This is a genomic window from Pedobacter frigiditerrae (assembly GCF_004331645.1).
Classification (GTDB): domain Bacteria; phylum Bacteroidota; class Bacteroidia; order Sphingobacteriales; family Sphingobacteriaceae; genus Pedobacter; species Pedobacter frigiditerrae.
Map to the genome: position 1 here is coordinate 960,465 of NZ_SJSK01000001.1, position 21,575 is coordinate 982,039.

Here is a 21,575-nt window from a genome sequence, read left to right on the forward strand (position 1 = left end):
CTGTTGTAATGAAAAGGCTTTTCTTGTTAGGTATATTTTGTTTTCTATTTGTTTCTGCAAATGCTCAGGTTGTAAGTTTAAATGCAGCGGAGCTGAAGAAATTAAAAAGCATTGTTAAAAAAGATATTGATGCTAAAAAGCATTGGGAAAGTTTATTAAAAGACGCTGATGAAGCGCTGTTGGCAACTCCAAATCCGGCAGATACACTTTTAACTGAAGGTATTTTGCAAGGCGACCCACGCAAAACGAAAACTTGGAAATCTATAGAGGATATGCAAAAGGTTTATGCCTTGGCTTTTGCTTTCAAGATTACTGGAGATAAAAAATACTTAAATAAAACAAGTGAGTTTTTATTGGGTTGGGCAACAAGAAATCAGCCGCAAGGAAACCCAATTAACGATACAAACTTAGACAGGATTATTTTTGCTTATGATTTAGTAAAAAGTGATTTATCTACTGATGTTAGTTTAGCTACAATTGCTTGGCTAATGAAAGTTGGTTCACAGCAAATTAGATCTTTTGATAAAGCAGCAAGTGGTAAAAGTTTAACTTATATGAATAACTGGAACTCGCATCGCCTAAAAGAAGTTGCAGAAGTAGCTTGGGCAATTAAGGATGAGAAACTGAAGCTTTGGGTAATTGAAACTTATAAAAAACAAATTGCTAAAAACCTAAATTCCGATGGAAGTAGTTATGATTTCCATGAAAGAGATGCTTTGCACTATCATATTTATGATGTAGACCCTTTAATGGTTGCAGCAACAATTTTAAAACGTGATGGGAAATTTGGAGATAACCCTTACAGTTATAAATCTGCAGAAGGAAGTTCGTTAAAAGGCTCGGTAGATTGGCTGGTTCCTTTTTTTACGGGGGAAAAAACTCACGCAGAATGGGTTAATTCAAAATCGTCTTTTGACAAGAAGAGAGCAGCCAATGGCGAAAAAGGTTATATTGCTGGAACACTTTTTAAACCAACTGAAGCGAGAACGAGTATTGCCTTGGCAGATTTTTTCGATGATAAAATGTTGGCGCTTTATCAGACAAATATTAATAGTAAATCAAAATATCCAACTTGGCAATTCGTTTTGAACCAAGTAAAAAGATAAAAAAAGCTTGAACTGTCCTTCGACAAGCTACCGATACAAAATCGGCACAAGTAAGGATGACAATACAATAATTATGGAAAGTAAAAGACAACAGAAGTTTGCAGGGTTATTACAGGAAGAGCTTGCTGCTATTTTTCAACGCGAAGGGGCTGCTTATTTGCCTAATACATTGGTTACGATTACAAAAGTTCGTGTATCGCCAGATTTGGCTGTGGCTAAAGTATATTTAAGTTTTTTAAACACTAATAATACAAGTTTATCATTAGCTACTGTAAACTCACACTCTAGTGAGATTAGGTATAAATTAGGTTCACGTATTCGCCATCAAGCGAGGGTTATTCCTACACTTACATTTTTTGTAGATGATACGAATGAATATGTTGAGCACATGGATAAAATATTCGATAAGATAGCTAGAGAAAGGCCAATGCGAGAAGATTCAGATGAAGACACTAATGAGCAAAAATAGCTACATTCGAGAACCAGGAAATTTTATCACACACCTTGTTCCTGCTTTGTTGGCTATTCCGGCTTTGTATCTTTTGTTGCTAAAAGCGAGTACTTATTTCGAATATTCAGCAGCCTACATTTACGGGATTGGGATTCTGATTTTGTTTAGTGTTAGTGCAACTTATCATTCAGTTCCTAAAACAGAATATGGCATAAGGTTTTGGCAAAAATTTGACCATTGCTGCATTTATTTAATGATTGCAGGATCTTTTACACCAACTGCATTACTTATTTTTGACGGCTGGTTACGTTGGTTATTATTCGGATTGGTTTGGTTAATCGCCTTAATTGGTTGTTTGCTTAAAATATTTAACCGACTTAAAAACCAAATGATTTCTACAGGCTTGTACATTGCGATGGGTTGTTTGGTTATTCCATTTCTAAAAAAGATGTTGGAAACCTTACCAATGGCCGCTATTGCTTGGTTACTTTTAGGCGGTTTGTTTTACGTTGGTGGAACTTATTATTACGCAAAAGATAAACAGATGAATCGATTTTTTCATAGTCACGAGCTATGGCACGTTTTCGTGAATTTCGGTGCATTATCGCATTTTATCTATAATTATGTTTATGTTTTTAATGCTTAATAAGTCTTTGTCATCCAGAGCGAAGCGAAGGATCTAACGGAACAGATTCTCCAAAGTCGGAATGACAAACAAAAACTAATATGTTTCAGAATGAGTCCACTCCAAAAACTTCAAAACTTCTTAGCTAATAACAGCCTCAGTAAAGTTGTAGATTTTAATCTGTCAACCGATAAATTATTGGCCTTAGATTTTACAGCGAGCAATACTGAATTAACGACAGAAATTTTAGCTAATACAGATTTATTTTCTAATTGGGTAAATGAAAAGCTAACTAAAAATGCTGCGAAATACGGTATTGGTGGTTATGGCGAACATCGAACCATTTACAGTAGAAGTATACATTTTGATACAGTAGAAGAACCTCGTCGTTTACATTTAGGTACTGATATCTGGGGTCGGGCAGAAACGCCTGTTTACAATTTCTACGATGCAACCGTACATAGTTTTAAGTTCAACGATAACTTTGGAGATTACGGTGCAACCATTATTCTAAAATATCAATTTGATGATTTGATTTTATATGCACTTTATGGCCACTTGAGTTTAGCATCATTAATAGGTTTAACGGAAGGACAATTCATCCCCGCTGGGAAACAATTTGCAAGCTTTGGCGTTAAAGAAGAGAACGGTTATTGGCCGCCACATCTGCATTTCCAATTGATGTTTGATATGGAAGGTAAAATTGGAGATTATCCTGGTGTTTGCCAATTTTCTAAGAGAAGTATTTATTTAGAAAATTGTCCAGACCCAGCATTAATTTTAAAACACACTTTTACATCGGCTTTGCCTTAAAATGCGTAAATTTAATTATGTACAGGATTTTAGCAGCGTTACTGATCTTAATTTCCTTTTCTGTTAAGGCGCAACGCCCTGAAGTGAAAGGAGGATTGCCTGCTTTTATAAAAAACAATACAATTTACCCAGCTTATTCGCTTCACAATTGTATACAAGGAACTGTAAAAATTGGCTTTAAGGTTAATGCGAAAGGCGATGTTTATTTTACCGAGATAACCAATGGAATTGGTGCCGATTTAGACGAAGAAGCGTTAAGGTTAATTAAAATGAGCAGTGGAAAATGGGAAGTTCCATCTACTTATGATACAACAACCTTAATTGTAGTACCAGTAAATTTTGCATTAGATGGCTATTATTGCGAAAGAAAATCAAAAGCAGATATTGCGTTGGCTATTAAAAGTTACAAGGACCAAGAAGAGATAAAGGTTGCCATTATGAACTTCTACCGCAATAAAGAAAAAGGAGTGGCTAAACCTGAAGATGAAGTGAAGATTTTGAAATTAAAGGAAGAGATTGGTGTAGATGACGAATATTTAGATGATAAAATTGAAACTGCATTAAAAAAATATAAACAAGGAGATACCAAAGGAGCGTGTGAAGATTTTAACTTTGTGAAATACATGGGTTCTGATAAAGCCAACGATTGGCTTGATAAATACTGTAAATAATATGCGCTTTCTCTTACGTTCTTTTGCTCTTTTAGATTTAGTATCTCTTGTTTTTTTGGGTATGCAGTTATGGGAAATTGCACCTCGTTTTAATGAGATTACCAAACAATCTGACAAGGTAGAAGCTACCTTAATGTTCCCTATGTTTTTGCTAATTGTTCTTGGTGCTGCTGGATTATTATTAACCAAAAAATTTGGCTTCATTTTATATTACATCCAATTTCCATTTAGATTATACCTTTGGATTTTCTCTGTTGGATTTATAACACTGCTTCCAGAAGCCTTTGAAAATTATGATGATAGATGGTTCCCAGCGCTTTTAAAAGTTTGTTTTATGGTAGAATTTATCAGACTGTATTTAACAATTAGGGCGCAAATTAAGCTGAAGGGCCAACAATTACATTTATCGCCTTCGGAATAATTTTAGCTTCAACAGTATCTACTTTTCCTAAATATTCTCCATCCACTTGAAAATGCACCTTGTGTTTGGTTGTGATTTTTAAATGGGAAGTTTGAAAACTTTCAATCTTTTTAGGATCCCAAGGCAGTTTGCTTAGCCATATTTTAATGATTTCTAATACGGCATATTTTTTTACAATTATTACCTCAAAAAGTTCATCGTCCAGTTCTCCCTCTGGATTAATTTCAAAGCCTGTACCATACTTTTTTGCATTGGCAACAACAACCATAGCTGCTTTTTGCCTAATTGTTTTTTTATCAATCTTAAACTCCACATCCATTTTACGGTGATACCAGAACGCATGCCATGCAGCTTTGGCATATGTCCACATTCCTCGTGTTGGCAATTCATCGAATTTTTTAACGATATAGGCATTAAAGCCGATATCTGCCAAATGAATGCATAATTCGCCATTAATCAACACAGCGTGGATTTGCTTAGGCTTCCCATTAACTGCCAACTCTAAAGCTTCATTTAATTCTAGCGGGATGCCCAATTCTTTAGCCATTCCGTTTGCAGAACCAGCAGGGATAATCCCGATTGGTGTTTTGGTTTTCAACAAACATTCGGCAACTAGTTTTAAAGTTCCATCGCCACCAACGGCAATAACTCTATCTGCATAAGCTTTTTCAATTGCTGATTTTATTTTAGCGAGAGAACAGTTTTCAGGTAATTCATAAATGGCTAATTCTTCTTCTTTCGATTTAAAAAATGCCTTAATTTCTTTCTTATAGTCTACCTCCTTGTTTCCAGAACCTGGGTTAACAATAAAGAGTATTTTTTGAGTTTTCGCTTTCACAGCCGATTAATTTATATGTACTTCACAAACAACTGATGCATAACTCTGTTTTAATTATATCATGGATAATGCTACAAGTGTAAAAGTATATCACGGCTATGGCCACACGCATAACTTAGTTGTTTATGGTCATGTGTTTAAATTCAAGGCAAAAACAACTCAAAATTTCAGTGATAATCTTTTTGTAAATATTATTCATCTTTTTAAGCTTTTCGTAGTAAAACCTTCAGCTTTTACTAAAGTGAGGTTGCTATTTTATGACCAAACTGTATATCAAAAGACTGAGTATGATGGGTTCTTCAAGTTTGAATGGAAAGCAGAAAATAATGTATCAGCTGGGTGGCATGATGTAAAAGTAGAGGCCTTAAATGAGGCTGATGAAGTAACTTCTACAGGAGAAGGAAAAATATTTGTACCACACATTACACAATATGCTTTTATTTCTGATATTGATGATACGATAATGGTTTCCCATTCGGCTAAAATTTACAGGAGATTGCGACAGCTTTTTATCAAAAATCCTAGAACCAGAAAAACCTTTGCGTCAGTTAGAAAACACTATCAATTATTGGCAAATGCGCATACAGTTATTTCACAACCCAATCCATTCTTTTATGTATCAAGTAGCGAATGGAATTTGTACGATTATTTGGTAGAACATTTCAGGTTTAATGAACTGCCTGAAGGTGCTTTTTTGTTAAATCAGTTAAAAAGATGGAAGAGCTTGTTTAAAACTGGAAAAACGGGACATCATGGAAAATTGTTAAGGGTAATGAGAATCATAGATGCTTTTCCGAATCAGAAGTTTGTTTTTTTTGGCGATAACTCTCAACAAGATCCTGCCATTTATCAAGCCATCGCAGAAAAGCATCCTAAAAATGTTGTGGCAGTATATATTAGAAATGTCAGGAAATCAAGGCAAGTAGAAACAGAAAATTTATTGGCAAAAATAGAACAACATCAAATAAAAACTTGTTTATTTACACACAGTGATGAGGCAATAGCTCATTCAAAAAAAATTGGATTAATTACTTAAATATAAAATTATGAAAAAGTTAATATTGATATTGTTTGTAGCATTAGCATTGCAGTCTTGTTCAGAAAAAATGACAGCTAACTCTATTAAAAATACGAAGTGGTTATTAAGTGAATGGCCTGGTCAAACTTTACCAATTGGAAAAGAAGGTTCATTAAGTTTTGATACTGAGAATAAAATAAGTGGAAAATCTTTTTGCAATGGTTTTGGTGGTAATGCTGTAATCAATGGAAACAATATCAAATTTGAGCAAATTTTCGGTACCATGATGTTTTGTGAAGAAGTTGGACAGGCAGAAAAATTTTATCTCGATGGATTGAGAGCTGTAAACTCCTATAAAATTGTTGGCGGTAAATTGCAGTTGCTTATTGATGGAAAAGTAGTAATGATTTTTACAAAGGCTAAATAGTTCTTAAGAGAGTATATCAGAAACAGAACATTAATAATCTAGCGCTATTTGTGGAGTACGATATGAAAAATCTATTTTTTGGAATTATTATTCTTTTATCTTTTCAGTCTTGTTTAACAAGGTTCGATGTGAATGCTTTCACAAAAAATCGTTGGATTCTGAGGACTTGGACTGGTAATAAAATTTTACCTGAAAAGGCAGCAAGTTTGAAATTTGAGGCTAATAATAAAATAAGCGGAAAAGCTTTTTGTAATTCGTATGGAGGATCTGTAGATATTACACCATTGTCGATTAAATTTTATCAAATCTTTTCAACCAAAATGTATTGCGAAGAATTAAGTGAGTATGAAAGTAAGTTTCTGAAAGAGTTACAGAAAATTGATTCTGCTAAGATTTTTAGTGGAAAATTGTTTTTATATGCGAAAGGAATAAGAATAATGACCTTTTCTGAACCTCGCTAACTAATCGATTTCCCAAAAGGAGAGAAAGCTAAATTCATCAGCTTAAAATGTTGCAATCCAAAGGGAATTCCCACAATGGTAATGCAAAATAACAAGCCAAAAATAAGATGAGTTAGTACTATCCAAATTCCTCCAAAAACTAACCAAATGATATTCATAATGGTTGATAGACATCCTATGTTCGATGACGTATCGGTTATCTTAACTCCAAAAGGAGCTAAACCTACTATGGCAAATTTAAAGCATTGAATGCCGAATGGAATGCCCACAATAGTTAAGCATAAAACCAATCCGCCAAAAATATACTGGAAGAAAATAAATATTCCTCCAAAAATTACCCAAATAATATTGCCAATAAAACTCATGGTTTTGAGATAGGCAAATTGCTTAATTGTTACATAAAAATAGAATTTTAGGTTTTAATAATTACAGGAAATGCGTAATTTGCTGTACACACAAAAAACCTAAAGGAATGAAAAAATTAATTGTTTTTTCGGCTATTGCCGTATGCCTTGCTTTTTCTGAAGCCAAGGCTCAAACCGTAAACGGAGTTAGATTAAGTGAAATTCGTTCGGAATACATTGAAGTTTCCGAATTCAAGCGTTACCTAAGTGAGAAAATTTTGATTAAGCTAGAGTATGGGCAGAAAGTTGTAGACTTTAGAAAAGATGCCGTTATCAAAGATGATGATGGAAAAGACTTAGAGTTTAATTCTTTAATAGATTGTATTAACAAACTGAAAAGCTATGGTTATGAGCTTTTTCAAGCCTACACTCAAAAGTATGAAGAAAGTAATGCCATAAAGATTTACATACTTAAGAAGAAGTAAAAATAAAGTTTTGTCATTCCGACTTTGGAGTAATCTACTAAATAGATTCTTTGCATTGGTCAGAATGACAAACCTTAAATAAAGTCCATAGTTTGAAACTTCTTATTTAAAATCTGTTGGTTATTTACATCCAACCATTTATCTAAAATAGTCCCATAAACTTCCCTAAAATCAACCTGATATTTAAGGTCGCCATTTTCTAAATTCGCTAAATCAGGAGCATTATTAATAATCCCTTGTTTTTTCAACTTTCCACCAAATAAGAACATATTATTTGCCGTTCCGTGGTCTGTTCCATTACTTGCATTTTGCTCAACTCTCCGTCCAAATTCACTAAAAGTTATTACCAAGGTGTCTTCTAATTTATTGTGCGCTTTAAGGTCATTTAAAAACGCTGAAATACCTTCTGCATATTGCTTTAGTAAATTGCCTTGTTGTTGTACTTGGTTTACGTGCGTATCAAATCCGCTAAGCGAAACATAATAGACCTTAGTTTTTAAACCTGATGAAATAAATTTAGAAACTGTTTTTAGTTGGTTAGAAAAGCCAGTATTTGGATAAGTTGCCTTGCTCTCATAAATTTTAGAAGTCTGCTGAATATAATTAGCAGAAGATGATGTTTCAATCATCGTTTTATATAAATAGCCTAAATTGTTTTCATCTAAATGGTCTTTGCTACTATTTATCATTTGTTTAAAAAAAGCTTCGTTAGTATTTCTAAATAAAGTGTTCGGGTCTTTTAAAGCAATTCCTTTTTTAGTACCACCTTTTAAAGCTAAAGACAAACTGTCATCAACCTCAATGGCGGTGTAAGGAAATTTACAGGTCTCACAATTCGAATCTAAATATCTTCCAATCCATCCGGTAGACAAATACTGATTGCTATCACTTCCTGTTTGCCAAATATCCATTGACCGAAAGTGGGAGCGGTCTGGGTTTGGGTAACCAACATCGTTAATCAAAGTCATCCAACCTTGGTCGTAAATTTCACGCAATGCCGCCAAATTTGGGTTGAGACCTTGCATATCGTTCAATTTAATTACTTCTTCTGGTTTTATGGCGATGTTTTTTCTTTTCTGATAATATAAATCGTTTCCAAAAGGCACAACGGTATTTAAACCATCATTACCACCCGAAAGCTGTATAACCACTAAGTTTTTATACTGACTTAATTCATCCAATGCCAAAGCCTCAAAAGGTTTCATAAATGCAGGCACAAAAAAAGTCCCGGCGGCTGTAAAGGCAGAATTTCTCAAAAAATCTCTTCTTTTCATCTTCTTTCTTTTTAGTGAAAAATGGTCTTTCGTTGTTCGTTTATCGTTGTTTAAACGAGAAATGCAAAACAAATAACGGTTTAGCAGAGCTGATATTCTGGCAAACTCGTTACTTCAATCGCTGTGCTTTTTAAACCTTGATTGTTAGCCACCATATCTACAATTTTCTGGTTTAAGTTTGGCTGCAATAAAAACTTCGCTAAGTCTAATGGTTTAATGTCTTTCGGCAATCCAGTTAAAAACTTAGGCCAATCACTTTGCGCATCAACGTAAGATTTTGGCTTAGGTTTGGCATTTGCTGGTTTGTTCAAGGCAATTACAGCTTCATCTTCTGGGTCGGCTTTACCACTAAAATCTATCTGTCCATCGTTTAAAACTAGGGATGGAATTTTCATCCTTAACATTAACGAAGAACTATCTATCCAACTTTTCCCTCCCGGCCAACCAGCAACATTTGGTGGATTAAATAAATACTGACCCAAACTACTTTGCAACTGAATAAGAACTTGTGGCTTGTTATAAGTCACATAAAATTCCCTACTTAAATTCACTAAGAATTCGGCAGGCGATTTAATCTTTGTGCCCACATTTGGTGCTGCATAAAACCAATCAGCAGTAAACATTTTTTTAAGCACAGCTGATATATCATAATTCTGAGCCTGAAAGTGATTAGCCAACTCTTTTACGTGAGCTTCATTAGCTGTTTCGTTAACGAAGAAAATATATAATTTACGAGAGATGAATGTTGCTGTTTTCGGATTTTCTAATATGATATCGATAATGGATTCTCCATCGAAATTCCCTGTTTTGCCAAAAAATGTTTTGTTGCCTTCATCATGATAAGTTGGTCTTAATTGAAATTTTCCATCCTTATCATAAGTCCATCCTGTAAAGGAGCGGGCGGATTCCTTTATGTCTTGCTCAGTATAATTGCCAATTCCCAAAGTAAAAAGTTCCATCAACTCACGGGCAAAATTCTCGTTTGGCCTGCCTTTTCTATTTTGTTGGTTATTTAAGTATTGTAGCATCGCTGGAGATTTAGATACCTCAACCAACAACGTTCTAAAACTGCCAAGCGCATATTTCCTTTGAATGTTATTAAGTTGTTGCGCAAACATTGGGTTGTTAGAACGGCAAGCGAAATGCCCATGCCAAAATAAGGTCATTTTCTCTCTAAGCGGGGCTGATGTTTTAATTAACCGCATTAACCAATCAATATTTAACGTTCTGCTTCGCTCGTTCTGAATTCTTGTGATCTCTTGCCGTTGGTCTTTCTCTTCCTGCGTCAACTCTTTTTTACCACCTAGCAGAACTTGTAAAGCCATTTGTTGGCGCATCTCATTTTCATCAACACTTTTTAGATCTTCAACTATTGTAGATTTTTTAAAAAGTTCGTCGACTACTTTATTGATGTTTTTTTTACTTAAAGCTTCAAGATTAGGGTAGGAGATTCCAAATGCTGCTCTGCTATATAAATGCTTAACGGAGATGAAGTTATCTTTTCTTTCCATGGCAATAAGATTTGTTAATCGGACAATTATTAAACGTTCGGGTTTAGCTATTGTTTTGTTTACTATAATTGCATCATGGTTTTTAGACTGCTAGATGATGAACTCATTTTTCCTGATACTGCATTGGCAGAGCCTGATGGTTTACTTGCCATTGGTGGAGACTTGAGCATCGAAAGATTGTTGTTAGCTTATCAAAGTGGTATTTTCCCTTGGTTTAGTGAAGATGACCCCATTCTATGGTATGCACCACATGAGCGATGTGTGATTTTTCCTGATAGCGTTAAAATCAGTAAAAGTATGCGGAAAATATTACAGTCAAATGTTTTTGAAGTAACAGAAAATAAGGCATTTGAACGAGTAATTGAACATTGCGCTAAAATACCAAGAGTTGGTCAAGATGGCACTTGGATAACCAACGAAATGCAACAAGCCTACATTAAGCTCCACGAAAAAGGTTTAGCTCACAGTGTAGAAGTTTGGCAAAACAATGAATTAGTTGGAGGACTGTATGGCGTTAAAATCAATAAGGTTTTCTGTGGTGAAAGTATGTTTAGCTTGGTAAGTAATGCTTCAAAAACAGCATTGATTCACTTAACAAAAACGATGGGATTTGAATTGATAGATTGCCAATTACCAAACGACCACTTAATGAGTTTAGGAGCAGGAATGATAAGTAGGGAAGAATATTTAAGGATGCTAAACTCCTAGGGATTAATCTCCGCTACTTGGTCCTTGTCCATCCCAGGTTTTATAAGTGGCGAATAAAGTTTAGAAATGATGTGACTATCAAAAGCATCAATCTTTGTAATTCTATTGTTCTTCTCGTAAAAAACGCTTGTTGTCAAAATTTTAGTTTTTTGAAAAAAGCCCAGGGATTTAACAATATTCTTAATAACAGATGATTTTACAGCAGCTTTATCGGTGTAGTTATCATCTAATAATAAAGTCTCTGCTTTAGTAATTTCAGATTTGTTGTTAGACCTAAATAAAGTTGCACCATAACCATTCAAATATTTCTGAAATCCTTTAGATAACCTAGCTTGGTCTACTTCTTTTTTGCCAACTACAATAATGTAATTTACTTCATCATCATTTGTAGTTTTTGAAATATCTAAGTTGGTTAATCTTTTTACTTGACTAAAAGTGCTGTCGATTTCCTTTAAAATGTAGTTATCTGCGTTACCATAAACCTTGTACTTAATTGGCGCTACCCATTTATGTATCAATTCATAATCGCCAGCTTGCTTTCTAGTAAAAGCTACTTCATTAAAAATGAATTTTTCTTCAGACGTTAATTTTTGAGCATAAGTATCAGTGCCTATTGCGATAAGAAGTAGTATTATGGATTTTAGTTTTAAGGTCATTTGATAACAAATTTAGAAGCCAAACATCTTATCAAGCTGGTCTTTCTCCATTCCTGCTTTTACGAAACTTGAGTAAAAGAAAGAAATAATATGTCCATCAAACTTATCAATTTTAATTGCATTGTTTCTTTGGGCATAAAATAGGCTATAAGGTGCCTCTTCAGATTTTCTAAAGAAGCCAAAAGATTTAAGAATCATTCTCTTCAAAGAATACTTAATATCTGCCTTAGTTTCACTATCAGCTACAATAAAAAGGTTTTCTACTTTAATAATCTCTAATTTATCATTTGTTTTATGGTTGAAATTGCCATTATATTTCATAACGCTTCCACTTGGAGTAGATATGTTTTTAGCTTTATCTTCTTTTCCTAGATTAATAATCAAATTAGCTTCTTCATTACTTACTGCTTTCTTAATATCTAAAGAAGTTAATTTCTTAATTTCACTAAAAGTTGTATCTATTTCTTTAGTTATAAACTCTGAAGGGGAATTATTTATCTGATATCGTATTGGCCCGGCCCACTTGGAGATAACTTTTTTGCCATTTATTGGAGAAGTTATATAGGCAACATCATCAAACACTAATTTCTCAGAATAGTTGATGGTTTGTGAGAATGATGATAGGCCTATTAGCAAAAGGCATATCAAAAACGGATTAAATTTGAGAGACATACATTATTATATTAATTCAATAATTCTCTAATATCGTCTTTACTTAATGATTTGAAGAAACTTTCTTCGGTTGTAATCAATGAATTTGCCAATGATTTTTTACGCCTTTGCAGGGCTAAAATCTTTTCTTCAACAGTGTCCTTTGAAATGAATTTATAAATGAAAACTTTTTTATCCTGACCAATCCTATGGGTTCTATCTATGGCTTGTTGTTCAACTGCAGGATTCCACCAAGGGTCTAAAATAAACACGTAATCTGCTTGGGTTAAGTTTAAACCAACTCCACCAGCTTTTATCGAAATCAAGAATACTTTTAAATCTTTGTTTTCTTGAAACTCTGCAACAATTTCTCCTCGATTTTTTGTTCCCCCATCTAGATAAGCGAAAGGAATACCTTGCTTTTCAAAACAGTCTCTAAATATGCTTAAGTGTTTTACAAATTGAGAGAAAATCAAAACCTTGTGACCGCCTTTTAAAACGTTATCCAAAGTGTGCATCACGTTTTCAAATTTTCCAGAGTCTGATGTATAGTTTTCATCTATCATCACAGGGTGATTTGCCAACTGTCTTAAAGCGGTTAAACCTTGCAATAACTGAACTTGTTTTTTTGCCAAACTTCCAGTTTCCATATCTTTCAGCAAATCATTTCTGTAAGCCGACTTAACCTTTTCATATTCTGCAGCTTGGTCCTCACTCATATCACAATAATAAATTTGCTCTGTTTTTGGAGGAAGTTCTGCAGCAACTTGTTCTTTCGTTCTGCGTAAAACAAAGGGTTTGATAATGGCTTGTAGTTTTTTTGCTTTTTCTTCGTCTTTGCGTTTCTCTATGGCTTGCACATACTCTTCGTTAAAGAAAGATTGTGTGCCCAATAACCCTGGATTTAAAAAGGTTAGTTGCGTCCATAAATCGCCAACAGAGTTTTCTACAGGTGTACCACTCAAAACCAATTTATGCCTTGATTTGAGCATTCTAACAGCCTTGAAAGATTTAGAAGATGGATTTTTTATATTCTGACTTTCATCAAGAATGATATAATTGAAATAGAATTTACTGATGATTTCAGAATCTACACGAGTAATTCCATAAGTGGTAATTACCAAATCATATTTGTCGAAAAGGCTAATGTCCTTGTTTCTGAAAGTTCCAGTGTGAGCATGAATTTTCAGCTTAGGTGTAAACTTTTTCGCCTCGTTAAGCCAGTTGTAAATTAATGAAGTAGGCATAATAATTAACGAAGTGCTGTGTGTTGCATTTTGCTCATCTTCCTCTTTCAGTTTCTGCAACATTGCCAAAGTCTGTATGGTTTTACCCAAACCCATATCATCAGCCAAACAACCACCAAAGTTATATTCACGTAAAAAGCTAAACCAATTATAACCGGCTTTTTGGTAATGGCGTAAATCTCCCTTAAAATTAACGGGCATTGCCGTATCAGCAATATCCTCAAAATCGTTTAACCTTTGCAGTTTTCTATCAAGCGTTACATTAGCTAAACTATCATCGGCTAAATCGTTAATTAACCCGATGTGATGCTTTTTTAACTTCAGGTTTTTAGTGCCATCCGCTAAACTAAAGATGCTGCTATATTGTGTAAACCATTTTTCTGGAATAATTGCAATATCGCCATCTGGCAAAATGAATTCTCTTTTTTTATGGAGGATATGTTGTTTTAAAGCGATAAATGGAATGGGATGAATACCAAAATATACAATCGCATTAATGTCGAACCAATCGTTATCTGCTGTAATTTCGAAATCAATTTTATTGGCACCAAATACAAAACGTTTGCCGCTACTTGCTTGCTCAATCTCAAAACCTTGTGCTTGCAAAGTTTCAATATGTTCATTTACCCAAGTTATGATGGCATAAGATGGGTTATCATTTTCACTTAAATTAGGTAACTCAAGATGATGGAAGAGTGCAGAAATTTTCTTTAAGCCTAAGCTTTGCAAAAAGGTAAATTTTGCTTTTTCCCAATCGCTATTTCTTTTAATACGGGTAAAAGTATAATTGTCTTCATCTTTACTTAAACGAACAGTAACTTTATTCTCGTTTCCCATTGCAAAAGCATATTGCCCATATTTAAAATAAAGCTGGATTTGAGAAACGCCACCATCGACATAAATAACTTTGATGACTGGTGTGGCTTCATGCTTCTCCGTTTTAATCTCAAATCCTTCAGCATACACGTGATGTTTTTCTATCAGCGGTGCTACAAATTTTTCGAAATAGGTTTCTTCTGTAGCTTTTGGTATGGCGATATAACGCTTGTTTAAAAATGGAACAAATTTCTTTCCCTCAATATCACCTTCAAAAAAGTAAAGTACATCATTAAGTAGCATCCAAGCAGGCTGATTGCAAACTACTTGTGCATCTTTAAACATGAAATCGATGCGTAGTCCCTGATATTTAATGGTTGGAAAATACCTCGTCTCCATTTCACTTCTTCTAAAATGAAAAAGTACAGTTGCAGGTTCAGTTGCTAATTCTATTTTTCGCTCAGCAGGCCAACCATCTTTATCCATTAAATATAGGTCATCTTTTACCTTCAGGATTTCTAAAACTTCAGCTAGTTTCTTTTCAATTTTTGGACGAACGCTATCGTAAAATTTCTCATCGTAAAACTTACTAAAGAATTCAAAAGGTCGAATAGCTTTTTTGTGATACTTTTTAATGATGTAGTCTTGTTCAGTTTCATCTAAAATCTTGATGAGTTTAAAATCAACATCTGTTAAATGTTTAGCAAATTCTTTAGCAGTATGCGTAAATAAACGTTGGTAGGTTAAAGAAAAATCGCCCTGAGGATTGAGTTGAACAATATGTGGCTCAATTAAATAACCGAGAAACTCATGCTTACATAAGGAATATACGATTTTGCAGGGGCCGGAACTATTTACGCGTAACATTGGTCAAGGGCTAAAAGAAAGAAAAGATAAGCATCTAAAAAATTCTAAACTTACAGTATTTCAATTTCTAATCAAAAGAATGGACTAATTATTTTGGATTTTTATTGGTTCATTACATCATTTGTTCATTAGACAGATTGTGGAAACAACGAGGATTAATTATCGAAACCAATGAACTAATGACTAATGAACAAATTTTCTTCCCCCGTTCGTCGAAAAATTACAGCCGTTCGTCGTGAGTTACTTGCTCATTGTCTAAAAGGCTAATATCTGCTGCAACCTTTTATCCTTATCGCAGTCTTATTTACGAAACCTGCCAGCAAGGGCTTGCAGAAAAAACAAATTATAAATAATAGATTAACAATCACATAAAATATTAAAGTTATGAAAACTTCTATCAAAACATTATTCGCAGCAGCATTAGCACTAGTAGTATTAACCAGTTCTGCATTCGCATCTACAGATGTAAAAAACAACAACGTTACAGTATTAAACCAAGTAAAAAATATCAGTAAAATTGAGGTAAAAGGAAACGTTGAAGTTATCCTTGTACAGGCTCCAGTTGAAAGCGTAAAAGTTTACGATAGCTACTATTCTAAAAACGCTTTGGTACAGCAACAAGATGGTGTTTTACGCATCAGTTCTTTTCAAAAAGAAACGTTATCTGTGGTAGTTTATGTGCGTGACCTTTCATCTATCGAAGCTGGGGATAATGCACAAGTAAAAACTTATGGCAAAATCAACTTCTTAAGTTTAGCCGTTAAATTAAGCGGTAATGCAACTGCGGATATCAATGCATCAACAATCAGTTTATATACTTCGATAAAAGATAGCGCAAGTTTAAAATTAGCTGGTTCAACAACCGATCATTACGCAGTGTTAAGCACACAAGCTAAATTAAATATGGGTTCTTTTGTAGCTGAAACTTCAAGTGTAAATTCTACAGCAACAGTTATTGCAAAGGCAAAACCTGTAAAACAAACTTTAGAGAACTTGCTTATTGATGATATCAATTTAGCAAAATAAGAACCCCAAACCCTCCGATATGAAATCGGAGCAGGCTCTAAAGTGGCTTTAGTAAAAAATTACAACTCCATCATATATCTAAAAAAAGAGTGCCGACATTATATCCGCACTCTTTTTTTTATGGCTTTGTCATTCAGGGCCCAGCGAAGAATATATAATATCAATTTTTCAAATAGATTCCTCGTACCTCGGAATGACAAAAAACTTTAGGGGTTACAAATCAAACTTAATTCCTTGTGCCAGGGGCAAAGTATTTGCATAGTTAATAGTATTCGTTTGTCTACGCATATAAGCTTTCCAAGCGTCAGAACCACTTTCCCTACCACCGCCTGTTTCTTTTTCTCCGCCAAATGCACCGCCAATTTCAGCGCCAGATGTACCTATGTTTACGTTTGCAATGCCACAGTCAGAACCTCCAGCAGATAAAAATTGTTCAGCTTCTCTCAGGTTTAAAGTCATAATTGCGGATGATAATCCCTGTGGAACTCCATTTTGTATTGAAATTGCCTCATCCAATTCCTTGTATTTGATTAAATATAAAATAGGCGCAAAAGTTTCGTGTTGAACAATTTTAAAATCGTTTTTAACTTCTGCGATGCATGGTTTCACATAACAACCAGAAGTATATTTTTCGCCAGTTAAAACGCCACCTTCAACTAAGAACTTTCCACCTTCGGCTTTACACTTTTCTATCGAATCTAAATAACTGGCAACGGCATCTTTATCAATTAATGGTCCAACGTGATTATGCTGGTCTAAAGGATCGCCAATTCTTAGTTGCCCATAGGCTTTAACTAATTTAGCCACAAAATTATCGTAAACATTCTCGTGGATAATTAATCTCCTGGTTGTAGTACAACGTTGTCCAGCCGTACCAACAGCGCCAAATACAGCACCAATAATAGACATGTCTAAATCAGCATCTTTTGAAATAATGATGGCATTGTTTCCACCTAACTCTAATAAACTTCTACCTAATCTGGCACCAACTGCAGCACCAACGGCTTTACCCATTCTGGTAGAGCCTGTTGCAGAAACCAAAGGAACTTTGGTATCGTTACTTAACAATTCACCAATTGCTCTATCACCAATAATTAAATTACAAACACCTTCAGGAACTTCATTTGCAATTAAGACTTTATCAATAATATGCTGACAAGCAATTGCTGTAAGCGGTGTTTTTTCTGATGGTTTCCAAATGCAAACATTACCACAAACCCAAGCTAAAGCTGTGTTCCAAGCCCAAACCGCTACAGGAAAATTAAATGCAGAGATTATTCCAACAATTCCTAGCGGATGCCATTGCTCGTACATTCTATGGTTTGGTCTTTCGCTATGCATGGTTAAGCCATATAATTGACGAGATAAACCAACTGCAAAATCACAGATATCTATCATTTCTTGAACTTCGCCAAAGCCTTCTTGTAAACTTTTGCCCATTTCATAAGAAACCAAAGTGCCTAAGGCTTCTTTATTTGCACGTAAAGCTTCACCAAACTGACGAACCATTTCGCCACGTTTTGGAGCAGGAACTTTTCTCCATTCTAAGAATGCTTTTTGTGCTGTTTCTATAACAAAATCGTAATCTGCAGCAGAAGCAACTTGAACAGAAGCTATTATCTTACCATCAACTGGCGAATGGCTTTCTATAATTTTTTCGCTATTTGTTTTGCCCCAATTACTGCCTGTAGCATAAGCAGAGTTGATGTTTTCAATCCCTAATTGTTTAAGGACGGCATTTATATTATTTTCCATGGTTTGATTTTTAAATAAAATCGATTGTTACAAAACAACAAAAAATTAAGCAGGTTTGCCAAATTATAAGTAGTTGATGTTTTTGTTGCTTACAATGTTGTAACTTTATTTCTAGATCCTATCAAACATCAAAAAACATAAACAATGAATAAAAATTTAATAGCTGGATTTATTGGTCTGGCAATTTTGAGTGGGCTTTCTACGGCATATGCTCAACAAGAAACCGCACCAAAAGTAAATCCAACTTACCGTGCTACGGCAACAAAAATTAACGATTTGGTTCACACCAAACTGGATGTTAAGTTCGATTACGCAAAGCGTTATTTATACGGAAAAGCTTGGATAACTTTAAAACCACACTTTTACACTACAGATACCTTAACGCTTGATGCAAAAGGAATGGACCTTAAGACAGTTGCCTTAGTAGGCGCAAAAAGTAATACGCCATTAAAGTTTACTTATGACCAAGAAAAAATCTATATCCAACTGAATAAAAGATATGTAAAGGATGAAAAATACACAGTTTACATCGACTATGTTTCTAAACCAAACGAATTAAAAGCAAGTGGGAGTGCTGCGATAACTGATGAAAAAGGTTTGTATTTCATTAATCCAGATGGTACTGATAAAGAAAAACCAATTCAAATTTGGACTCAGGGTGAAGCAGAATCTTCGTCGGCTTGGTTTCCAACCATAGATAAACCTAACCAAAAAACAACATCAGAACTTTCTATGACGGTTTTATCTAAATATGTGACTTTATCTAATGGTAAACTAGTTTCGCAAAAAGTAAATACAAACGGAACAAGAACAGACACTTGGAAAATGGATTTGCCTCATTCGCCATACTTGTTTATGATGGCTGTTGGGGATTTCAAAATCACCAAAGAGCTTTGGAGAGGCAAGGAAGTTAGTTACTATTTGGAGCAAAAATATGCGCCCTATGCAAAAGCCATTTTTGGTAAAACTCCTAAAATGCTCGACTACTTTTCTCAAATTACTGGAGTAGCATATCCTTGGAATAAGTATGCGCAAATAGTTGCCCGTGATTATGTTTCTGGCGCTATGGAAAATACAACGGCAACTTTACACGGAGAAAGTATTCAGGCTACAGAAAGAGAATTGTTAGATGGAAGTGGCGAAAGTACCATTGCCCACGAATTATTTCATCAATGGTTTGGCGATTATGTAACTACAGAATCTTGGTCTAACATAACTGTTAACGAATCTTTTGCAACATTAGGCGCAATTCTTTGGAAAGGACACGATGCTGGTAAGGATGCGGAAGATAGAAACAGGTATGAAAGTTTAAATTCTTATTTGGGAACAACAGAAAATGGCGAAAGTCCAATGTTAGTTCGTTTTAATTACAACAATAAAATGGATGTTTTTGATCAAGTGAGCTATCCAAAAGGTGCTGTAATTCTGTATGCATTAAAAAATCAGATGGGCGATGATGCATTTTATAAATCACTAAATCGTTATTTGACAACTAATGCTTTTAAAAATGGAGAGGCACAACAATTACGTTTGGCATTTGAAGACGTAACGGGTAAAGATTGGTCTCAATATTTTAATCAATGGTATTATGCAGGTGGGCACCCGATATTAGATGTAAAATATGATTACAAAGATGGCAATGCAACAATAAACATAAAACAAACTCAAGCCGCGGATGTACAAACGTTCACACTGACTTTAAAAGTTGATATTTATATTGGTGGTAAGAAGATTTCAAAAGAAATCGTAATCAATAGCAGAGAGCAAAACTTCAGCTTCCCTGTTTCGGCAAAACCAGATTTAATTGATTTCGATGTAGATAAAATATTGGTTGGAGAGTTAAAGGAGACTAAAACTTTAGAGAACTACATTTTCCAGTACAGCAACGCACCTTCTTATGTTAATAGAATTCATGCGGTTGAGTACGCAGTTTCTAAAAGCAAAGAATCTGCAGCTCAGCAGTTATTAACTTTGGCTTTAAAAGACCAAGATGATGCAATTAGAGCATTAGCAATTAAAGGATTTAACTTAAAAGATGAAAAAGTTAAGGCTTCAGTTGGACCAATTTTGGTTTCTTTAGCAAAGCAAGACAAATCTTCAAATGTTAGAGCTGCTGCTTTATCAAGGTTAGCAGCTTCTGGAGATAAAATCTATTTGCCAGTTGCACAAGCGGCATTAAAAGACCGTTCGTACAAAGTAATTGGTGCTGCTGTACAAAGTATAAATAAATTAGACCCAAGCATGTTATCTGGCGTAATTGCTGGCTTAGATGCTGATACAAAAGCGCATATCCCTAGTGACTTGGCATTAGTATACGCTGCTTTAGGAGACGATTCTTATAACGACTTTTATTTAAACATCATTAATAAAGCTGATATCAATAAATTAGCACAAACAGTTGGCGGATATTATACTTATCTATTAGCAAATAAAAATCCTAAGATTACGCAAAGCGGATTACAAGCTATTATTACCAATATGGATAGAACTAAATTGACACAATATTGGGGTAAGCAATTTGTAAAGAATTTTACTGATGCTGAACAAGCAAAATTGAAGGAGGCAGAAACTGCAACCGGCGAAGCCAAAGATAACCTAATTAAGAGAGCGGCTTATTTTAAAGCAGCAGCTGATGAATTAGCTAAGAAGTAAAAGACAAACAATTCTTAGCAGCTGATTGGAAGATTTCAATATTATCTGCTAATCAGCTGCTTTCTTTTGAGTTTTATAGCTCCCTCTCCTTCAGGAGCGGCTTGGGCTGAGGTGCTTAATTACAATTATCCTTCCTTCTGGTATCAATCAGGTAAATGATCTTCCAACCATCTTCCCCCTTAAAAAGTTGAAATGAGTTTACACCGCAGTGGCTAAACTTATCGCCAATATAAAACTTATAATCAGTCCAAACACTGGATAAATTGGCATCAATTAGTATTTTGGTAAATACAATTCTTTCATCATATTTTTCGGTATGAGGGATAGCAATACTTTTAATGAAATCGTTAATGTTTTCTGTTCTTACCACAGATTTTCCATCTTTCATTTTAACGATAGTTTCCAATATATTCTTAGTGGCGAAGGCCTTTCTTAACATTGCTGTATCTGCATTTCTCATTCCATCAAATAATAAATTAATGGTTGCTTTTACCGCATCCTCTTCGCTTTTAGCTTGAGCAAATGCTTGGTTAAAACCTAAAACAATTAAGAATAAAAAAAGGTATATCTGTTTCATGACTTGAATTTTACTGATTTTAAATTAAATATATGTTATTTTGTAAATAATAAAAAGGAACACATCTCTATAGACGAACAAGCCTAACGGCATTCTCAGTTTAACATACCTAAAACTTTTATTACTAGTTAATTACCCATTTAAGGTGTTTGTATGTTGAAAATTATTTTCTTTA

General features: G+C 34.4%; 22 protein-coding genes. 13 read left to right on the forward strand and 9 right to left on the reverse strand.

Annotation, left to right across the window (positions count from 1 at the left end; all coding sequences use genetic code 11):
• Window positions 1-8 precede the first annotated feature (8 nt).
• From EZ428_RS04145 to EZ428_RS04170, 6 genes are all read left to right on the forward strand, one after another.
• The gene (locus tag EZ428_RS04145; protein ID WP_131551838.1) at window positions 9-1,106 is read left to right on the forward strand and encodes an alginate lyase family protein; all 1,098 of its coding nucleotides are present in this window, start codon (window positions 9-11) and stop codon (window positions 1,104-1,106) included.
• A 73-nt stretch (window positions 1,107-1,179) separates the two neighbouring features.
• Window positions 1,180-1,575: a 30S ribosome-binding factor RbfA gene (gene rbfA / locus EZ428_RS04150; RefSeq protein WP_205945597.1), complete on the forward strand. Its 396-nt coding sequence runs from the start codon at window positions 1,180-1,182 to the stop codon at window positions 1,573-1,575.
• Window positions 1,562-2,203 (forward strand): PAQR family membrane homeostasis protein TrhA, encoded by a 642-nt coding sequence (gene trhA, locus EZ428_RS04155; RefSeq protein WP_165501701.1) that lies wholly within the window; start codon window positions 1,562-1,564, stop codon window positions 2,201-2,203. The genes rbfA and trhA overlap by 14 nt, the downstream gene beginning before the upstream one ends.
• A 90-nt stretch (window positions 2,204-2,293) precedes the next feature.
• A complete protein-coding gene (locus tag EZ428_RS04160; protein ID WP_131551840.1) occupies window positions 2,294-2,995 on the forward strand; it encodes a peptidoglycan DD-metalloendopeptidase family protein in 702 nt (233 codons plus the stop codon).
• 17 nt (window positions 2,996-3,012) lie between these two features.
• Complete coding sequence (locus tag EZ428_RS04165; protein WP_131551841.1) at window positions 3,013-3,666, forward strand: TonB family protein; 654 nt, start codon at window positions 3,013-3,015, stop codon at window positions 3,664-3,666.
• A gap of 1 nt (window position 3,667) precedes the next feature.
• Window positions 3,668-4,087 carry a hypothetical protein gene (locus EZ428_RS04170; RefSeq protein WP_131551842.1) on the forward strand — a complete coding sequence of 140 codons (420 nt, stop codon included), beginning with the start codon at window positions 3,668-3,670 and terminating at the stop codon, window positions 4,085-4,087.
• On the opposite strand, the gene EZ428_RS04175 is transcribed toward EZ428_RS04170, so the two are convergent.
• Window positions 4,044-4,925: a diacylglycerol/lipid kinase family protein gene (locus EZ428_RS04175; RefSeq protein ID WP_131551843.1), complete on the reverse strand. Its 882-nt coding sequence runs from the start codon at window positions 4,923-4,925 to the stop codon at window positions 4,044-4,046. The genes EZ428_RS04170 and EZ428_RS04175 overlap by 44 nt on opposite strands.
• A 61-nt stretch (window positions 4,926-4,986) precedes the next feature.
• Between EZ428_RS04175 and EZ428_RS04180 the strand changes: the two genes are divergently transcribed.
• From EZ428_RS04180 to EZ428_RS04190, 3 genes are all read left to right on the forward strand, one after another.
• Window positions 4,987-5,961 carry an App1 family protein gene (locus tag EZ428_RS04180; RefSeq protein ID WP_131551844.1) on the forward strand — a complete coding sequence of 325 codons (975 nt, stop codon included), beginning with the start codon at window positions 4,987-4,989 and terminating at the stop codon, window positions 5,959-5,961.
• A 10-nt stretch (window positions 5,962-5,971) separates the two neighbouring features.
• A complete protein-coding gene (locus tag EZ428_RS04185) occupies window positions 5,972-6,370 on the forward strand; it encodes an META domain-containing protein (RefSeq protein ID WP_131551845.1) in 399 nt (132 codons plus the stop codon).
• 62 nt (window positions 6,371-6,432) lie between these two features.
• Window positions 6,433-6,831, forward strand: coding sequence for an META domain-containing protein (locus EZ428_RS04190; RefSeq protein ID WP_131551846.1), 399 nt, complete (start codon window positions 6,433-6,435; stop codon window positions 6,829-6,831).
• Here the strand turns inward: EZ428_RS04190 and EZ428_RS04195 are convergent.
• Window positions 6,828-7,196, reverse strand: coding sequence for a YccF domain-containing protein (locus EZ428_RS04195; RefSeq protein WP_131551847.1), 369 nt, complete (start codon window positions 7,194-7,196; stop codon window positions 6,828-6,830). The two genes, EZ428_RS04190 and EZ428_RS04195, sit on opposite strands and share 4 nt — an antisense overlap.
• Window positions 7,197-7,303: 107 nt before the next feature.
• Here EZ428_RS04195 and EZ428_RS04200 point away from each other — a divergent pair, with 107 nt between their 5' ends.
• A complete protein-coding gene (locus EZ428_RS04200) occupies window positions 7,304-7,660 on the forward strand; it encodes a hypothetical protein (protein ID WP_131551848.1) in 357 nt (118 codons plus the stop codon).
• A 74-nt stretch (window positions 7,661-7,734) separates the two neighbouring features.
• On the opposite strand, the gene EZ428_RS04205 is transcribed toward EZ428_RS04200, so the two are convergent.
• Window positions 7,735-8,934: a DUF1501 domain-containing protein gene (locus tag EZ428_RS04205; RefSeq protein WP_131551849.1), complete on the reverse strand. Its 1,200-nt coding sequence runs from the start codon at window positions 8,932-8,934 to the stop codon at window positions 7,735-7,737.
• 80 nt (window positions 8,935-9,014) lie between these two features.
• Window positions 9,015-10,445, reverse strand: coding sequence for a DUF1800 domain-containing protein (locus tag EZ428_RS04210; protein ID WP_225870990.1), 1,431 nt, complete (start codon window positions 10,443-10,445; stop codon window positions 9,015-9,017).
• 75 nt (window positions 10,446-10,520) lie between these two features.
• On the opposite strand from EZ428_RS04210, the gene aat reads away from it, so the two are divergent.
• The gene (gene aat / locus EZ428_RS04215; protein ID WP_131551851.1) at window positions 10,521-11,153 is read left to right on the forward strand and encodes a leucyl/phenylalanyl-tRNA--protein transferase; all 633 of its coding nucleotides are present in this window, start codon (window positions 10,521-10,523) and stop codon (window positions 11,151-11,153) included.
• Here aat and EZ428_RS04220 read toward each other — a convergent pair.
• The 3 genes from EZ428_RS04220 to EZ428_RS04230 are packed head-to-tail and all read right to left on the reverse strand — an operon-like array spanning window position 11,150 to window position 15,390.
• A complete protein-coding gene (locus EZ428_RS04220; protein ID WP_131551852.1) occupies window positions 11,150-11,809 on the reverse strand; it encodes a DUF2927 domain-containing protein in 660 nt (219 codons plus the stop codon). The two genes, aat and EZ428_RS04220, sit on opposite strands and share 4 nt — an antisense overlap.
• Before the next feature lie 12 nt (window positions 11,810-11,821).
• Complete coding sequence (locus EZ428_RS04225) at window positions 11,822-12,481, reverse strand: DUF2927 domain-containing protein (RefSeq protein WP_131551853.1); 660 nt, start codon at window positions 12,479-12,481, stop codon at window positions 11,822-11,824.
• Window positions 12,482-12,492: 11 nt separating this feature from the next.
• Window positions 12,493-15,390: a DEAD/DEAH box helicase gene (locus EZ428_RS04230; RefSeq protein WP_131551854.1), complete on the reverse strand. Its 2,898-nt coding sequence runs from the start codon at window positions 15,388-15,390 to the stop codon at window positions 12,493-12,495.
• Window positions 15,391-15,774: 384 nt separating this feature from the next.
• On the opposite strand from EZ428_RS04230, the gene EZ428_RS04235 reads away from it, so the two are divergent.
• Complete coding sequence (locus EZ428_RS04235) at window positions 15,775-16,416, forward strand: GIN domain-containing protein (RefSeq protein ID WP_131551855.1); 642 nt, start codon at window positions 15,775-15,777, stop codon at window positions 16,414-16,416.
• A 213-nt stretch (window positions 16,417-16,629) separates the two neighbouring features.
• On the opposite strand, the gene amaB is transcribed toward EZ428_RS04235, so the two are convergent.
• Window positions 16,630-18,171 carry an L-piperidine-6-carboxylate dehydrogenase gene (gene amaB / locus EZ428_RS04240; protein WP_131551856.1) on the reverse strand — a complete coding sequence of 514 codons (1,542 nt, stop codon included), beginning with the start codon at window positions 18,169-18,171 and terminating at the stop codon, window positions 16,630-16,632.
• 144 nt (window positions 18,172-18,315) lie between these two features.
• On the opposite strand from amaB, the gene EZ428_RS04245 reads away from it, so the two are divergent.
• Complete coding sequence (locus tag EZ428_RS04245; RefSeq protein WP_131551857.1) at window positions 18,316-20,823, forward strand: M1 family metallopeptidase; 2,508 nt, start codon at window positions 18,316-18,318, stop codon at window positions 20,821-20,823.
• Between the two features lie 115 nt (window positions 20,824-20,938).
• Here the strand turns inward: EZ428_RS04245 and EZ428_RS04250 are convergent, their stop codons facing one another.
• Entirely contained in the window at window positions 20,939-21,400 is a 462-nt protein-coding gene (locus EZ428_RS04250) for a nuclear transport factor 2 family protein (protein WP_131551858.1), read from the reverse strand.
• Window positions 21,401-21,575 lie beyond the last annotated feature (175 nt).

Coding starts and splice junctions, on each gene's coding strand:
- EZ428_RS04145 (WP_131551838.1), top strand. CDS start 9: ATGAAAAGGCTTTTCTTGTTAGGTATATTTTGTTTTCTATTTGTTTCT.
- rbfA (WP_205945597.1), top strand. CDS start 1,180: ATGGAAAGTAAAAGACAACAGAAGTTTGCAGGGTTATTACAGGAAGAG.
- trhA (WP_165501701.1), top strand. CDS start 1,562: ATGAGCAAAAATAGCTACATTCGAGAACCAGGAAATTTTATCACACAC.
- EZ428_RS04160 (WP_131551840.1), top strand. CDS start 2,294: ATGAGTCCACTCCAAAAACTTCAAAACTTCTTAGCTAATAACAGCCTC.
- EZ428_RS04165 (WP_131551841.1), top strand. CDS start 3,013: ATGTACAGGATTTTAGCAGCGTTACTGATCTTAATTTCCTTTTCTGTT.
- EZ428_RS04170 (WP_131551842.1), top strand. CDS start 3,668: ATGCGCTTTCTCTTACGTTCTTTTGCTCTTTTAGATTTAGTATCTCTT.
- EZ428_RS04180 (WP_131551844.1), top strand. CDS start 4,987: ATGGATAATGCTACAAGTGTAAAAGTATATCACGGCTATGGCCACACG.
- EZ428_RS04185 (WP_131551845.1), top strand. CDS start 5,972: ATGAAAAAGTTAATATTGATATTGTTTGTAGCATTAGCATTGCAGTCT.
- EZ428_RS04190 (WP_131551846.1), top strand. CDS start 6,433: ATGAAAAATCTATTTTTTGGAATTATTATTCTTTTATCTTTTCAGTCT.
- EZ428_RS04195 (WP_131551847.1), bottom strand. CDS start 7,196: ATGAGTTTTATTGGCAATATTATTTGGGTAATTTTTGGAGGAATATTT.
- EZ428_RS04200 (WP_131551848.1), top strand. CDS start 7,304: ATGAAAAAATTAATTGTTTTTTCGGCTATTGCCGTATGCCTTGCTTTT.
- EZ428_RS04205 (WP_131551849.1), bottom strand. CDS start 8,934: ATGAAAAGAAGAGATTTTTTGAGAAATTCTGCCTTTACAGCCGCCGGG.
- EZ428_RS04210 (WP_225870990.1), bottom strand. CDS start 10,445: ATGGAAAGAAAAGATAACTTCATCTCCGTTAAGCATTTATATAGCAGA.
- aat (WP_131551851.1), top strand. CDS start 10,521: ATGGTTTTTAGACTGCTAGATGATGAACTCATTTTTCCTGATACTGCA.
- EZ428_RS04220 (WP_131551852.1), bottom strand. CDS start 11,809: ATGACCTTAAAACTAAAATCCATAATACTACTTCTTATCGCAATAGGC.
- EZ428_RS04225 (WP_131551853.1), bottom strand. CDS start 12,481: ATGTCTCTCAAATTTAATCCGTTTTTGATATGCCTTTTGCTAATAGGC.
- EZ428_RS04230 (WP_131551854.1), bottom strand. CDS start 15,390: ATGTTACGCGTAAATAGTTCCGGCCCCTGCAAAATCGTATATTCCTTA.
- EZ428_RS04235 (WP_131551855.1), top strand. CDS start 15,775: ATGAAAACTTCTATCAAAACATTATTCGCAGCAGCATTAGCACTAGTA.
- amaB (WP_131551856.1), bottom strand. CDS start 18,171: ATGGAAAATAATATAAATGCCGTCCTTAAACAATTAGGGATTGAAAAC.
- EZ428_RS04245 (WP_131551857.1), top strand. CDS start 18,316: ATGAATAAAAATTTAATAGCTGGATTTATTGGTCTGGCAATTTTGAGT.
- EZ428_RS04250 (WP_131551858.1), bottom strand. CDS start 21,400: ATGAAACAGATATACCTTTTTTTATTCTTAATTGTTTTAGGTTTTAAC.